16 protein-coding genes are annotated in these 14,259 nt (G+C 68.8%); 3 read left to right on the top strand and 13 right to left on the bottom strand.

Translation table 11 applies throughout. From position 1 onward, the window contains the following. Positions 1-143: 143 nt before the first annotated feature. Positions 144-818: a dTMP kinase gene (gene tmk / locus ABD481_RS06740; protein ID WP_344664884.1), complete on the bottom strand. Its 675-nt coding sequence runs from the start codon at positions 816-818 to the stop codon at positions 144-146. Positions 819-982: 164 nt separating this feature from the next. Here tmk and ABD481_RS06735 point away from each other — a divergent pair, with 164 nt between their 5' ends. Continuing rightward, positions 983-1,444, top strand: a complete 462-nt coding sequence (locus ABD481_RS06735) for an NUDIX hydrolase (RefSeq protein WP_344664658.1) — start codon at positions 983-985, stop codon at positions 1,442-1,444. On the opposite strand, the gene ABD481_RS06730 is transcribed toward ABD481_RS06735, so the two are convergent. Genes ABD481_RS06730 through ABD481_RS06715 form a run of 4 tightly spaced genes read right to left on the bottom strand, consistent with a single transcriptional unit; the run spans position 1,397 to position 4,905 of the window. Then, positions 1,397-2,374, bottom strand: coding sequence for a carbohydrate kinase family protein (locus ABD481_RS06730; protein ID WP_344664657.1), 978 nt, complete (start codon positions 2,372-2,374; stop codon positions 1,397-1,399). The two genes, ABD481_RS06735 and ABD481_RS06730, sit on opposite strands and share 48 nt — an antisense overlap. A 1-nt stretch (position 2,375) precedes the next feature. After that, the gene (locus ABD481_RS06725) at positions 2,376-3,017 is read right to left on the bottom strand and encodes a hypothetical protein (RefSeq protein WP_344664656.1); all 642 of its coding nucleotides are present in this window, start codon (positions 3,015-3,017) and stop codon (positions 2,376-2,378) included. A 28-nt stretch (positions 3,018-3,045) separates the two neighbouring features. After that, positions 3,046-4,191, bottom strand: coding sequence for a radical SAM protein (locus ABD481_RS06720; protein WP_344664655.1), 1,146 nt, complete (start codon positions 4,189-4,191; stop codon positions 3,046-3,048). 3 nt (positions 4,192-4,194) lie between these two features. Next, positions 4,195-4,905: a nucleoside monophosphate kinase gene (locus ABD481_RS06715; protein ID WP_344664654.1), complete on the bottom strand. Its 711-nt coding sequence runs from the start codon at positions 4,903-4,905 to the stop codon at positions 4,195-4,197. A 128-nt stretch (positions 4,906-5,033) separates the two neighbouring features. Between ABD481_RS06715 and ABD481_RS06710 the strand changes: the two genes are divergently transcribed. Continuing rightward, on the top strand, positions 5,034-5,708 hold the full coding sequence (locus tag ABD481_RS06710) for a class I SAM-dependent methyltransferase (RefSeq protein WP_344664653.1): 675 nt from the start codon (positions 5,034-5,036) through the stop codon (positions 5,706-5,708). Between the two features lie 11 nt (positions 5,709-5,719). Here ABD481_RS06710 and ABD481_RS06705 read toward each other — a convergent pair whose 3' ends face one another. The 6 genes from ABD481_RS06705 to ABD481_RS06680 form a co-directional block, all read right to left on the bottom strand. Continuing rightward, positions 5,720-6,649 (bottom strand): DUF3500 domain-containing protein, encoded by a 930-nt coding sequence (locus ABD481_RS06705; protein WP_344664652.1) that lies wholly within the window; start codon positions 6,647-6,649, stop codon positions 5,720-5,722. Continuing rightward, positions 6,646-8,280 (bottom strand): Rossmann-fold NAD(P)-binding domain-containing protein, encoded by a 1,635-nt coding sequence (locus ABD481_RS06700; protein WP_344664651.1) that lies wholly within the window; start codon positions 8,278-8,280, stop codon positions 6,646-6,648. The genes ABD481_RS06705 and ABD481_RS06700 overlap by 4 nt, the downstream gene beginning before the upstream one ends. Before the next feature lie 309 nt (positions 8,281-8,589). Continuing rightward, positions 8,590-8,751, bottom strand: coding sequence for a hypothetical protein (locus ABD481_RS06695; protein WP_344664650.1), 162 nt, complete (start codon positions 8,749-8,751; stop codon positions 8,590-8,592). Between the two features lie 499 nt (positions 8,752-9,250). Further along, positions 9,251-10,519 carry a glycosyltransferase family 4 protein gene (locus ABD481_RS06690; protein WP_344664649.1) on the bottom strand — a complete coding sequence of 423 codons (1,269 nt, stop codon included), beginning with the start codon at positions 10,517-10,519 and terminating at the stop codon, positions 9,251-9,253. Next, positions 10,516-11,061 carry a hypothetical protein gene (locus ABD481_RS06685; protein WP_344664648.1) on the bottom strand — a complete coding sequence of 182 codons (546 nt, stop codon included), beginning with the start codon at positions 11,059-11,061 and terminating at the stop codon, positions 10,516-10,518. The genes ABD481_RS06690 and ABD481_RS06685 overlap by 4 nt, the downstream gene beginning before the upstream one ends. Before the next feature lie 7 nt (positions 11,062-11,068). Beyond that, positions 11,069-11,392, bottom strand: a complete 324-nt coding sequence (locus tag ABD481_RS06680; RefSeq protein WP_344664647.1) for a hypothetical protein — start codon at positions 11,390-11,392, stop codon at positions 11,069-11,071. A gap of 316 nt (positions 11,393-11,708) precedes the next feature. Between ABD481_RS06680 and ABD481_RS06675 the strand changes: the two genes are divergently transcribed. Then, complete coding sequence (locus tag ABD481_RS06675; RefSeq protein WP_344664646.1) at positions 11,709-12,995, top strand: NsdA family TPR-like regulatory protein; 1,287 nt, start codon at positions 11,709-11,711, stop codon at positions 12,993-12,995. A 370-nt stretch (positions 12,996-13,365) separates the two neighbouring features. Here the strand turns inward: ABD481_RS06675 and ABD481_RS06670 are convergent, their stop codons facing one another. Continuing rightward, positions 13,366-13,716 (bottom strand): hypothetical protein, encoded by a 351-nt coding sequence (locus tag ABD481_RS06670; protein WP_344664645.1) that lies wholly within the window; start codon positions 13,714-13,716, stop codon positions 13,366-13,368. Continuing rightward, positions 13,713-14,138 carry an STAS domain-containing protein gene (locus tag ABD481_RS06665; protein WP_344664644.1) on the bottom strand — a complete coding sequence of 142 codons (426 nt, stop codon included), beginning with the start codon at positions 14,136-14,138 and terminating at the stop codon, positions 13,713-13,715. Before ABD481_RS06665 ends, ABD481_RS06670 begins: the two co-directional genes overlap by 4 nt. Between the last annotated feature and the right edge of the window lie 121 nt (positions 14,139-14,259).

The raw sequence follows: 14,259 nt of genomic DNA, 5'->3' as shown, positions 1-14,259 counted from the left end.
ACGGACGTTCTGGTGGTCGCGATCATTGCCTCACTCCGATCCGCGAATCCGCTCCGATGTTCGATGCATGGGTTCAACGAGTACATCCGTGTGAAGGTGTTCGCTCGTTCGAGCGAATCGCGGCCCTCGCGTTCCGGGGCCAGCTACCGCCGAGGATGGGAGGTGGCCCAACTCGTCTCCACCTCAGCGTGGATCTCCTCCGCCACGGCTGCGGCAGACCTACCGGCGACCTTGACGCGCCGCACTGGGTAGCCGTGAGCGGCCAGCGTTTCGGCGAGGGCGGTGAACATCTCGCCTTCGGTCGCGGCGGTGGCCGGGTCGTTCTGATGGAACCTGCTGTAGCCGCCCCGGGCCGCGGCCCGCTCGCGGCAGCGCTCGGGTTCGTCGTGGAGCACAAACGCGAAGTCGGGAAGCGGTAGGTGCCGGTACAGGTCGGTGATGAAGTCGGCGTCCACCCCGTCGAGTTGTTCCAGCACCAGCGAGGACAGCAGGTACCGGTCGCAGACCACGATGGTGCCGGCGGCGATCGCCGGTTCGATCACTGTGGTGGTGTGCAGGTATCGGTCGGCGGCGACCAGTAGGGCCAGCGGTAGCCCGTGGTAGTCGAAGGTGCCGTGGCGGGCGAGTTTGCCGATCTCGGAGTCTGAGGGCTGCGTGGTGTGCAGGACTGGTGCTAGCGCCGCGAAGCGTTCGGCCAGCAGCACGCTCACCGTCGACTTTCCGACCCCGCTTGGCCCGTCGAGCGTAACCAAGAGCCCTCGGCCGGATTCGTCTGAATTGCTAGGTCTCCGAGTTGTTGGTGTTTGCAGCGGTTTCATCGTTTCACCCACGATCATCCGTGTGCGCGCAGTAGGGTCGAGCGCATCGCAGTCGCGATAGCCCGGCGCGGATCGCAGCTTGACAACTGGTCGCCGGGATCGAACAAGGACCCTGCGACCCCGATGGCCGGTCCGGTCCGCGATGTGCATGGAGAGCTGATCGAATGACGAACGCGGTGGCGACCCACGGTGCCGACACTCGCCGGCACAAAGTCACGGTGGACGTGCACCTGCTGCTCACTGACGGCGAGCAGGTGTTGCTCGGCCGGCGGGCCGGTACCGGGTACGCCGACGGGGCGTTCCACCCGCCGTCGGGGCATCTGGAAGAGGGCGAGTCGGTCGTGGCCGCGCTGATCCGGGAGGCGGAGGAAGAAGTCGGCGTCAGGATCGATCCGGAGGACGTCGAGTTCGCACACGTCATGCACAACTCCTCCACCGGCGGACGCGTCGCATACTTCTTCCGCGTCCGCCGCTGGAACGGCGAGGTCACCAACCGCGAGCCGCACAAGTGCGACCAGCTGTCCTGGTTCCCCCTCGACGCCCTGCCCGACGACATGATCGAGTACTGCCGGGCCGCGCTAGACAGCATCGACAAGGGCGTCGAGTTCTCCGTCTTCGGTTGGTGAGGACGGACGGACGACCGGCCGCCGGGTGTCCAGAAACGCCTGGATGGCCTGGCGGTCCGGCAGCGGCGCGCGCTGCGGCAACTCGCAGCGCAGCGCTCCTGAGGCGCAGCCCCACAGCAGCGCCTCACGCGGCGACAGGTCGGCGGCCAGGGCCGCGAGCAACCCGCCGGAGAACGCCGCTCCGGCGCAGTGCGTGTGCCGCACCTGCACCGCGAACCCCGGAACCTGGACGAATTCCCCGCCGGTGCGGCTGAGCGCGATCGCGCCGTAGGCCCCGGCGGTGACGACCGTCAGTCGCGCGCCGGTTCGGTTGGACAGGCCAGCGGCGATGGTCACGGCGTCCTCGTGCCGCTCGTCGTCGACGTTGGCCTGAACGATGATCTTCGGGTGCGCGCGCATCGCATCCTGGACGGGCGCGGTGAGTTCGGTGCTTCCGATGTTGACCAGCGTCAGCGCCGAGGCGGCAGCGCGGATTGCGGCGACCGCCACGTCCTGGATCACCGGGTAGGCGTCGATGTAGGCGAGCGGGGCGCCGTCCAGCGCCGCCAGGTCAACGCTTGCCAGGTCTTCGGCGGCGCCAGCCAGGTGCAGGAACCACGTGCGGCTGTCCGCGGCGTCGCCGACGACTGTGATGTGTGGCGTGGTCACGCCCCGGCGGGATCCGGCGGTCGTGGTGATGCCGCGCTCGGCCAGCCAGCAGGTGATGCGCTGCCCGGCCGGATCGTCACCGACTCGGTTGGTCAGCAGCAGGGTGGGGTGCCCGAGAGCGGCGAGGACTGCGGCGGTCATCGGGGCGTCTGCGGCGATGGACTGCTCGACGGCGGTGATGACGGCGCCGCTGTTGGCGTCGGGGTAGCGCGGCACGGTCCAAAGGTCGGCGGCGGCCAGGTAGCTCAGGCATACCACCGGTGCGAGGGCGGCGGCGTTCATCTCAGGTCAGCCCCCACACGCGAAGGTTGCTGATCCGCTGCTGGAGCCGGTCCTTCGTCATGCGCTTGGCTGCGGCGTCCTCGGGGCTCTCTTGGGCGGCGCCGTACTGCCACCAGGCGGTGCCGGCGTTGCGGTCCATGACCAGGAACCGGTCCTTGACGGCCGGGCCGCGCACGATCAGCGAGACGGTGTCTGCCTCGGCGGTGACGGCGTGGACCATCGTGTGGTGCAGGGTGTAGGTGTCGCCGGCGGACTCGGTGCGGCAGTGTAGCGTCCGCAGCGCGGCCGGTTTCTGGTTCTCGTCGACCTCGACGTTCCCGAACTGGAAGTGCTGGTAGGAGCCGGCCAAGATCCGGGAGGCGTAGCTCCAGCGGTGGTTGTGGGGCCGGTCGAAGTGGCCGGGGCCGAAGATGTGCAGCCGGATCCGCACGCCGGTGGGATCGTCGTGCAGCACGAGCTTGTCCAGGATGTCGTAGTGCTCGCACAGCGCGCGCAGCTCGGGCCGGTTGGTGATGTCCTCGACGGCTTTGCCGAGCAGACCGGGGGTGTCCAGGGCGTTCAGGGCGTCGGTCGCGGCGGCGTGGACGGTCTCGATGTTATTCCAGTCGATGTCGCGCAGCGGCGCGACGATGCTGTCCAGCACGGAAGGTTCCTTCGTCTCTCAGGGAGGGCTATTCGGGCTTGGCGCTGGACTTCCACAGCCGGCACACCGGAACGATGTCCTCGTAGGTGTCGCAGGAGGAGGCGCCCATGACGACCTCCTCGGCCGGGCACCCGCCGAGGCATGCCGCGGCCTTGCAGCCTCCGCAGGAGAAGGTGGAAAGCGGCTTGGTGAACAGGTCGAACTCGTTGGCCCCGGTGTTGATCCTCACTTGGCCGTCGACCATGTTCGCGAAGTGCAGGTCGGTGTCGAACAGGTAGGAGCACACGTAGGCGCGGCCGTCGGGGAAGACGCTGATCCGGTCCAGGGTGCGGCCGATGCAGCCCTGGTAGCCCTCGGCGGCGTAGCGCTCCATCTGGTCGCGGCGGGTGTAGGTGGGCTGGTACCAGGCTTTCGTCTTGTACTCCGGTGCGGCCTGCGCGAGCCGGTCGCAGAACTCGACCCACTCCGGCGGGGTCATCGCCATGTCTGCGTTGCCGTGGCCAGCACCGATGGTGGAGAAGACGTGGAACTTCACCAGCGACACCCCGACCTCGTCGGCGATGCGCAGCAGGTCCAGGGCATCGCCCTCGTTGGCCTTGTTTACGGTGCAGATGATCCGCACGTCGAAGCCGCGCTCGGCGATCTGCGCGCACGTCTCCAGCGCGGTGTCGAAGGTGCCGGGTCCGCGGATTGCGTCGTTCGTGCCGGCGCTGCCGCCGTCGAGGCTGACCTGTACGTAGGCGAAGTCCGCTGGCTCCATCTGCGCGAACTTCTTCGCTGCGGGCTTCTGGGCGTTGGTCGTGGTGATGACGTCCTCGAAGCCCATCTTGCGGGCCAGCCGGATCGAGTCGATGAAGTCCGGGTGCGTCGTGGGCTCCCCGCCCAGGATCGTCAGCTTGCTGCTACCCATCCGCCGCCAGGTCTCCAACGTGGTGACGATCTGCGGCAGCGTCAGCTTGAGTGCCCGCTCCAGCCGCTCGCCCATGTAGCAGTGCTCGCACCGCAGCTGGCACGCCTCGGTGATGTAGAGGTACAGGTTGCGGAAGCGGCCGTAGGCGATCTTGTCGATCAGTTCGGTCTCGGGCACGTCCTTGCGCCGGGGCATGCGGGCATGCCCGTAGCCGTCGCCTCCCTTGGCAGGTATGGCGGGCATGGGCAGGTCGACTGTGGTCATTGATCAACCCCCTTGTTCGTTGGTGAGCAGGCGGGTCAGCAGAGCGCGGTGCCGCTGCTGGTCGAGCGATCCGTCCAGGGTCCAGACGGGCAGGCCGTGGTCGGCGAAGGCGATGCGTATCGCAGCCGAGGCGCGGCGGTAACGCAGGATCCGGTGCGCGAGCGTCCTGGGCTCGTCGGTCGGGCGGCGGGCCAGGATTGATCCGCAGTCGCCGCAGCGGCTGGGGTTGGCTTTGGCGATGGCGGCAGGCAGCCGCGGCTCGCCGGCGGCGTCCGGTTCGCAGTCCGCGCAGACTCGGCGGCAGGCGGCCCGCGACAGCAGGACCGAGTCCTCGGCATCCAGCTCCACCGGCACCACGCGGTAACCGGGAGCCGCCTCGGCCATGATCGACAGCCACTGGTGGACCTGGTCGCCGGTGCCGGGGAAATTGTCCAACAGCACATCGCCGGAATCCGGAGCCGTGGCGTCCGAGGTGAAGTACTCGTGCAGCACGCGTGCAACCTCGTCCGGCTCGATCCACCCCAATGACGTCGCTGTTGTCTGGGTGGCCCGCAGGGTCTGCCCGCTGACGTGCTCGCGCAGCCTGAAGACCCGGGCCGGGTCAAGAAGGGCGCGGCACAGGGTGGATTTGCCGGCGGCCGGCGGCCCGAATACCGCGATTGCGGCGGGCCGCTTCGTAGCGGGAAGCGGGCGCTCCGGGATCTCATCGGTCACTGCGGCCACCCACCATCGGCCTGGTTTTTCTGGGTTTCTCCCGTAACGCCGGACCTTGAGACGCTAGCCTGCCTACCTGATGTGCCGACCGAAGGGGTCTGCCACAACATGTAGGGGTTGGTTGTCTGATGAGTACGGACGCTGCTGGGTCCTGGGACAACGAGTACGCCACCGGCACGCGCTACGTCGCCGACGAACCGCCGGTCGGATTCGTCGCAGAGATCCTGGCGCTGGCCAAGGCGCACGGCGTCGAGTCCGGGATGTATCTGGGCTGCGGCAACGGGCGGAACTTCATCCCGCTGTCCGATGCCGGTCTGGAGCTGGTGGGCCTGGACATCTCGGCGACCGCCATCGAGCAGCTGACCGAGCGCGCGCCGCGCTACGCCGGGCGTCTGGTGGTCGGTGACTTGACCGCGCTGCCGGACGGGCAGCGCTACCCGCTCGTGATCGCCTTGCAGGTGATCCAGCACGGCAACCGGGAACAGGTCCACGGGCTGCTTGCCGACACATTGGCGCGGGTGGACGACGGCGGGCTGTTCGCGATCCGGGTCAACGCGGTGGGCACCGATGTGCGCCACACTCACGAGGTCATCGAACGCGACCCGGACGGCTCGTTCTCGGTGCGGTACACCGCCGGTCCCAAGGCGGGCCTGACCGTTCATTTCTGGGCTGCGGCCGAACTGGACGCGGCGATCCGCGCTGCGGGGCTGGTGCCAGTCGCCCGGCTGCGGCCGGAGTCGACCTGGCGCGAGCCGGCCGAGGCCGGGCAGTGGCTCCAGTGGGAGGGCGTCTACAGACGCTGAGACCGGCATCGTCAGCCCCGGTGCCCGGCGGTGATCAGGTCGCGGCCGAAGTCGCCGCCGGGCGTGCGCAGCACCGTGTGAGCGTGGTCGCCGGTGTTGTTGCAGTACTCGATCAAAAGGTCCGGGCCGGTGATGCGGTAGTAGTGGCCGGCGCCTTCCTTGTTCCGACCCAGGAAGGCGAAGTGCAGCTCAGTCTCCTTGACCGACGGCCGCAGCGGCGGCGCCAGACGTTCCAGATACAGCGCCAGCAATGCCGCGAACATCTGCCGCTGCTCGTCGTCCAGGGCGGCGACTGGGACACCCGAGGGGTCAATCAGCCGCGGGTTGACCTGCTCTTGGTTCCGGCTGCGGATGTCGCTAGGCGGGACAGGGGTGATCAGGGCTTTCTTGTGCAGATCGACGGGAAGAGACGCGAGCAGGTCACGGGCGAGGTGTTCCTCGGCGCCCAGCGGGGCGAGCACGGCGGTCCGGCCAGCGCGGACCCGGTGCGGGTTGGCCCCGAGGAACACGGGACCGACCGCGACCGCGTCACCCACGATTGTGGCGGTGACCGACAGGTGGTGGCCCTCGATCCGCCAGGACATCCGGGGGCTGCCGGGACGGCCGAATACGGCCAGGTAGTAGCCGCCGCTGTGCCGGTCCTTCCGCCCGGACTCGTCCAGGTCCAGCACCTCCTCCAGCGCCATGATTGTCACGGCCTGGGCCATGGCGTGCCGGGACAAGGCGGTGGCCAGCAGCCGGTGGAACGCCTTGCGCGTCGGCACGTCCATCTCCGTCAGCGACAAGCCGTGGTGGTCACGCGGGGTATAGGACCAGCGCGTGCGGTCGGGATCGGCGAAGCCGTGCAGGACGCGGTCCGACTGTGTCTGGCTCAGCCCGGCCAGGACGGTCTCGGTGGCGGCGCGCATCGCCTTGGCGGCGTCCTTCATCGCCGGCCTCATGCCGCCGCCCCGTGGGCTTCGGCGGCGATCTCGTCCAGAACCAGGGCGATGACGCTCTGGTGCTGGTAGGCGAACCGTATCGATAGATACCGGCCGGTCAGAGCCGCGCGCAGCTCACTGACCGCCGCCGATGCCGGCAGATCGCCGGCGCGGAGCTTGCGCCGAAGGTCCAGCAGCGCGTCGAGCCGGTGCTCGAACCAGCCCCGCTCGGGGATCAGTCCACACCACGGCCGCACGTCGATGCCTGCCATCACTTCCCACAGGACCCGGTCGGTTACCGGGCCGTCGGCTGCGGCGATAGCGACCAGGTGCGGGATGCGGACCGCGCCGCCAGCCGGCTCGGGCCGGTGTTCAGATACCGCTGGTAGGCCAACGCCGGGACTCTGGGTCCGCTCGGCGCGCACCGCCGCGAGATGCTCGGCGAATCGCGGGACTAGATCCGGACCGTCCCGGAACACCTTCTCCACCGTCGGGGTATCGGGCGTTTCGGAGCGCTGGGCATAGCACCACGGCTGGTGCTCGTACGGCGGGCAGTCGGTCGCGGAGGGGGTCAGCAGTTGCCGCTGGGTCTCCTCGGCATACAGGGTGAGGTAGGCGTCCATCACCGGCGAGGCCGCCAGGATCGCGTCGACCAGCGGCACATTCCGGCCGGGGCCGTGGCCGCGTGCGCCGGGCTCTGCCAGGACGGCCCCGCCGGCCAAGAGCGCGGCGAACACCAGGTCGCTGATGCGGTTGGGCATCGACTCGCGGTGGTGGAAGTTCAACGGCAACCCGTCGCCGAGCACGCACAGCTCGATGTCGCCGGGCATCACGTAGGCGTGTCCGATGTCGCCGAGGCTGCCGACGTGCTCCGCGGCGTCGGCCCACTCGGATAGGGGGAACTCGTAGTCCCGGGAGGTCATCGATGCCAGGTAGGCCGGGGCGGTGAAGTCGTAGGCGTGAGCGCCGGTCAGGCTGCCCGCGCCAGCCGCACCGAGGACAAGCAGCGGCCGGTGCTCGCGCAGCAGCTGGCCGAGGTCCTGGCCGACCCGGAAGCCGTCTTGGTGGGCGGTGACCAGCATGACCGGCTCGCGGTCGAACACCGCCACCCGCATCCGCTCGGTGTCCCGCAAGATCTTCGCAGCCTGGCGGCCAAGCTTGCCGTATCCGATCACCAGCGCCGGCCGTCCGGCCCAGGTCTCATCGCGTACCAGGTCGGTGACCGCGTCGATGACCGAGGCCGCGACGTGCGGAGCCTCCACCGCGGCCTTCAGCGCCGACTCGGCGACGGAGAACACCGGGACTGGTATGTGCTCGAAGCGGTCGAGGGCCCGGATACCGGATGTGGTCTGCTCGACCACCCCGACGAGCTCCGCCACGCGCTCGGGCATCGTGTCCAGCACCACCGGCAGCACGTAGCCGCCGTCGTCAAACACCAGCGTCCGCTTGTCGGCCGCGGTGGCGCGGTCCAGGTGCGCGGCGATGCCGGCCGCCCGCGCCGGGTAGGGAACCATCGTGGCACCCAGATCCCGCAGCCAACCGTCAACCGCGTCGCGGTTGTGGTACGGGTAGCCCTTGTCAATGATCGTCATCACGGCCGGGTCGGCGCCGCAGGAAGCCAGGGCCGTGGCCATCGCAGTGAAGTCCCGCATGTGGTGAATGGCGCAGATGACGGCGAGTTCTCTGAACGCCTCCGAACCGATCGCTGCGGCCTGAATCGTAGTCAGCGGCATCGATGAGACGACCTGACGGACACTGTCTTCCGGGAGCGTGTCCGTTGCGGCGCGTGCTGACGGTGGCTGGGTTTGCACGTTGGTTCCCCCTTGCAAGTTGAATCAGTGCCTGGCGGAGTGCTTCGGATGGATGCCGTCTATCGGGTACGGCCAGGAGATCAGGACCCGGCTGAGTGCTTGCCACGACGCGGTCAGCGTTGGGCAGTTCGAGGATTTGGGAGTGTCTGGCTAGGAGGCGTCGCGACAAGCGCGGTCGTAGAGTTCTTGGGCCTTCTCGAAGTCGCCGTCTTCGAGGGCTTTCTCGTACTCGTTGTATGTCTCCGTGGTCGTCTCCCCGCCGCTGTTCTTGATCAGGTAGTCCCACGGTGCCTGCGGCCCCTTGTCAGCCACGCCTTGTCCTTTCGTTTTCAGAGCGGCCCGGTGGCCCGGAGGGGAACCATCGGGAAATCGGATTGGTCTAGCGCCAGCCGACCAGGCACCCGTGCTGGCTGGTTGCCGCGCGGCGGTATACGTCTCCTCCCGCCTGGACTGCGGCTCACTGGCTGCACCTATCGCGTCGCTCCGGCTGTTGACACAACCCGCAGGGCTCTGCGGCGCGGACTGACTGGGGTGGTCGCGTTCCAGCACAAACCCGATGATGATCAGGGCAATCAGAGCAACCAACACTTCGTCCTTCACCGCGTCCTCCACATCGAGTCGTTCACTGGCCGGCCGCCGCGCGAGAGATCCGCACCTGCCCCACGAGGTGCGACCTGGCGCCCGCGCGGCAGCCGGTTCTCCTCCCGTTCCCTCATCGGCGCCGAGGCGCCTTAGCGGGAGGAGGTCGTGCGCCGGCAGGTCAGGGGGATGTCCGAGCGGGGGACTCTGACCTGGCGGCAGTCTGGGGAACTCAGGGGCCGTGGCTGTCGCTGTCGTCGTCTGTGTTGCTGCGGTGCGGGGAGATCACGTCCATCGGTGCCTTCCATTGCACGAGCCCGCCGGGAGAGGCCAGCACCGCGTGCGAAGCCGGATCACCCGCGGCGGTGGCGAACAGGTCGACGACGCGGGCGGTCTTGTCGTTCAAGGTGTCGTGGACCAGCGCCGCATACTCGGCCACGGCCTGCGTCCAGCTGCGGACGGTCATCGGCTCTGGCGGTTTCACGCTGATTCGGCCGCTGGCCCACCCGGATACTGCTTCGCGCAGCGCCTCGTAGGTCGCCGGGATCAATCGTTGCCCGTGCTGGCGCAGCAGCCGGCCCAGTCCTTCGGTGTCGTATCCGATTACCGGCACTCCGCAGGCCAATGCTTCCAGCACGGCAAGGGGTTGGCCGTCGGCGAAGCGGTAGGGAGCGACCAGCAGATCCGTGCCGTCCAGGAAGTCGAGCATCTGCTCGTCGGCGAGCCGGTGGCACAGCTGGATCCCGGGGGCGGGAGTGTCGGGTGCGGCGTGGACGGTGTTGGCCGCGAACTCCAGGCCGCTGTGGGCAAGATCGGCAGCCAGGCGGGTGAAGTCGTCCCAGCCTTTCTGCGGCATCGGGCGACCGATGAACGACACCGTCTTGCGTCCCTTGGGCCGGGTCGGCGGTGCGGCCAGGCGGGCGGCGTTCTCAATGACGACGATCTGCCAGTCCCCGCCGTCGGCCGTCGGCATGCAGCGCAGGGCCTTCTCTACATCCGTGGACACCGCGACCACTGAGGAGCTCGCGTCCAGCAGCCGAGTCAGCCACGCGGCCTGGACGTCTCGGTAGGTTGCCTCGGGCCGGGAGTGCGAAGAGGTGTGCACGACGGTCAGCGCCGGCTTGGGCCTGTGGGTCAGGAAGTCCGCCGCCAGGCCAGCCAGCAGGCGAGTGTTGAAGCTGGTCTGAACCAGCAGCACATCGGCAGCTTCCATCGCTGGCCACGCCTGCCGCAGGTCGCCGTAGTCCAGCGTGATCACGCCGCGGAACCCGTCAGGGACCACTGCGTCCGGCAGCCAGGTGAGCAGGGTGCACTCGAACCCGTCGGTGAACCCGGCGAGCAGCTCGGAGACCATGTGTTCGACGCCGCCGGAGGCGTAGGCGTAGTCAGACACGACCAAGACCTTGGGCTTCCCGGCTTCCGACGGCTCCGGGCTCACGTCGGGGCAGTGTCCGATCTTGCCGGGCTGGTTGTTGGCTGTCGTCGTGTTGTCGTTGTTCATCGGTTGGTTAGTGCTTTCGTGAACGTGGCGGCGCGGCGGGCGGCGCGGGCCAGAACGGCGGCGCGGCGTGCGGCGCGAGACGGTTGTAGGACGGCGGCGAAGTCGGCGGCGGCGTCCGTGCAGGTGTCGGTGCTGTTCGGGTTGATGGCGGGAAGTTCCAGCACAACGGTCCGCAGGCCAGTGCCGCTCCTGTCCAGGGCGGGGCGGCGAGCGAAGATCCTTGCGGCCGGGTCGTAGTAGGTGGAGTCCTTCACCCGGTCAGGCTCGATGCCAGGGTCGTGTTCGACCTCGATGTAAAACTCGGCGGCGGCGTATGCCTGCCCGGCCAGGGCTACGGTGCGCATCGGGGTGTGGTCGCAGTCGGGGAAGATCTGGTCCTCGGTACGGATCATGGTGACCGGCACATAGCCGAAATGGCCCCGATCGAACAGGTTCGTCTGCCGCATCCGGTACAACTGCCCGTCCGGCAGGTCGATGCGCTGGACGGTGGCGGTGACCGGGCCAGGAGCCGGCCGGCCCTTGGGCCAGGAGAGCATCGTCACGGCAGTCTCAGAACCCTTCCAGCGCGGCCTGGGCGCGACCCTGGGCCACACCGGCCAGAACTGATGCCAGGTCCAGCGGGGTGCGTCCCTGGCTCGTGGAGTCAGGGAACCCGTCGAAGGAGCTCAGCGGCGGCAGCGGCTGGCTGTCGGGCAAGTCGGGGCTGAACGCGTGCAAGCTGTCGATCAGGTCGCCGAGGCGGGGCAGCGGCACCGGGGAGCAGCCGGTACCGGTGGCGTGCGCCATCGGCCCGGCGATGCGGTACTTGACCGTCAACGCCATCGCGATCGCGGTGTGCGCGGCGCGCCTATCGGCAACGGGGAGCCGGTCCATCAGTGGGCACTTCCTTCGTCATTGCGTCCAGGGGGTGGGGCAGGCGAGGCGCGCGGGTCGGCCCCCTCAGACCAGCGCGCGCCTCGCCCGCGTGGTGCGGCGTCCCCTCGGCGGCTTTCGGGGGGCCTTCACCGCCGAGGGGAGCCGGTCAGGGCGGCGTCGTCACGGTCATGACGGCGCTGGAGTCCTGCACGGCCCGTCGTTGCGGCCGGTATCTACGAAAGCTGAGACAGTGGGACGTCTCCAGGGCATGCTTGAAGCGCATTGGTGGCATCAGTGGTGCATCGGGTACCGCAACGTGGGCGGGAGTGCCGCAATGGCCGTACATCGGCGACGCGAGGAGCTGAAGCGCCGGCGTGAGGCGGTCGGCCTCACCCAGGAGAAGTTGGCCGCGGTCTTGGGCGTCGACAGGAGCACCGTCGCCCGGTGGGAATGGGGCCGGTCGACACCGCAGCCGTGGATCCGGCGCCGGCTGGCGTCGGCGCTGCTGGTCACGATCGACGACCTGGAGGCGCTGCTGCATCCGGTCCTCGCCGACCCGACCCCGGTGTTCGCCGCCGGTACCCTGGCAGCCGGAGACTGGGAGGAGTTCGACGAGGTGTTGCGCAGACGCTTCCTGGCCTCGACGGCGTCGACTCTGACCTCCCTGGGGGTTCAGATCCCGGCCGAGGCAATGGGCAGGCCCGCCGGTGCGGGCCGCCGGATCGGCGCGTCCGATGTCGCGTCGGTGCGGAGCATGACCAAGGTCCTGGGGGATGCTGCATCGGAGTTCGGCGGCGGGCACCTGCTTACCCCGACACTCCAGTACGTCACCGGGAACGTGCAGCACATGCTCGACGGGCAGCCCGGCGCCCACGGTCGAGACCTTGATGCGGCGGCCAGCGAGATCACGCAGCTGGCGGCGTGGATGGCTCAGGACGGCGGGGATTTCGACCAGGCCGCCCAGCTGTACTGGAAGGCACACGATCTCGGGTGTGACGCGCGTGACCCGGAGCTGGCCGCCACCGCGCTGCGCGGGTTGTCCTCGATGGCTGGGGAACAGCACGACTTCGCCGAAGCCGTCCGGCTGGCGGAGATGGCCGTCGATGCGGCCGGCGGGCTGGACCATCCCAAAGCCAGGGCCTACTACTACTGTTCGCTGGCCACGGCCAGCTCGCTGGATGGGGACAGGGCGCTGGCGCTGTCCTCCCTGGAACTGTCGCGAATGCAGATCGAGCACGCGCAGACCGAGCCCGGATCGAGCTGGGCCTCGCATTACTCTCCGGGCCGATGGGCCCACGAAGCGGGCCAGATCCTGGCACGGGCCGGGGAGATGGATGCCGCCGCGGAACACATGCGCCGCTCGCTGGAGATCTACGGCCTGGACCGCAAGCGGACTAGGGCCATGGTCCTGGCCGATCTGGGGACGGCCCAGCTGAAGCAGGGCGCTGTCGATGCCGCTGTGAAGACCTGGCGGGAGTTCCTGACCTGTGCCGACGGGGTCAGCTCGACCCGCATCGACAAGGCGACTCGGGAGATGGTCGCCCGTCTGGCGAGGGTCGGCGGCACTGACGCCGAGCAGTTGCGCCAGGACGCCCGCGTCGCCCTGCGTGCCTCGGGCTGACTGGTGGTCCCCGGCCAGAGCGGTGAAAGTCCGGTCTGAGGCGGAGCTCTGGGAGGTGGCTACGGCAGCTTCGGGGCCGGTGGCCTGCTGTTCTGTTGTCGGCCTCCTCACCGGGATCTGCTGATCGGCCCAGACGGCGGGCCAGGTGGGCGAATCTGTCGGGTGCGGACCGGGCTGGAGGTGGATGTTGACGGTGCCGGTGTCGGCAAGTTCCTCCGCCCGCAGCACGATGCGGATCTTGGTGTTGAAGTAGAGACGGTCCCCGGCCAGCAGCTCAGAAGCGACTGGCATGGCATCGGCGTAGCCGACGGGCGGGAAGCCGTGTGATCCCGGGAAAGCCGCCGCCACAGACGGCCGAGGGTCCGACATCTCAGACACCTACTCCTCCCGCCGTGGCGGTCACGAGGGTTTCGGTGCCGGTCTTCGCCACGCGGGCCATCGCCGCGGGTGGGTATTGGCCGCAGGTGTTCGCGATCTGGGTGACCCGGTACTGCTGGCCGGTGGCCTCGTCGATGAGGACCGCGGCGACCGCGCCGTAGTCGGCGTGTTCGGTGCTCCACATGCAGCACGCCACGTTGAACGCGTCGACGGGGCTGGTGAAGTCGGCGTAGAAGTGGCGCTCCAGGGGCTGCCCGTCCACGGCGGGGAACAGCAGCTTGATCGTGACGGTCAGCACTCCCGGCCAGACCGGCGCGGCCAGCTCGGCGCCCGCCCTGGTCACGACAGCCCCGCGCACAGGCGTGCGGCGGCACCGCCGACGAGGCTGGCGGCTTCCTTCACCCCGGCCTGGGCCTCCTCCACCGTGTCGAAGATGGAGAACACCTTCAGCAGACCCATCACCCCCAGTACGTGGCGGACGTGCTGGGACGGGTTGGCGAGCCCCAGCGCGCCGTGGTGCTTGCGAACGCGTTTGCACCCGAGCACCAGCGCGCTAACCCCGGAGGAGTCGATGAATGTCACCGCCGACAGATCCAGCACCGCCAGTGGACTGTGTCCGGCGGTGGTCTGAAGTAGCTCCCTGCGCAGCGCCGGGGCGGTGTAGAACTCCACCTCACCGGACACCTCGAACACGGTCACCCCATCGCCGGAGATCCAGGACTTCACGGCGAACGGCGGGGTGGCGACCGTCTTCGTCTTCTTCATCGCCTTCCCCTTCCGATTGACAGGGCCGTCTGGTTCACTAGCTCACTAGTGAGGTTGTCTGGTAACCGCAAGGTAGCAGTCTGCGATGACGACTTCAACACCTCACTAGTGAGGTTGATGT

This window comes from Catenulispora yoronensis (genome assembly GCF_039531695.1).
GTDB classification, from domain to species: Bacteria; Actinomycetota; Actinomycetes; order Streptomycetales; family Catenulisporaceae; genus Catenulispora; species Catenulispora yoronensis.
The sequence above is the reverse complement of the archived record's forward strand: the minus strand, read 5'-3'. Positions and strand labels throughout refer to the sequence as shown.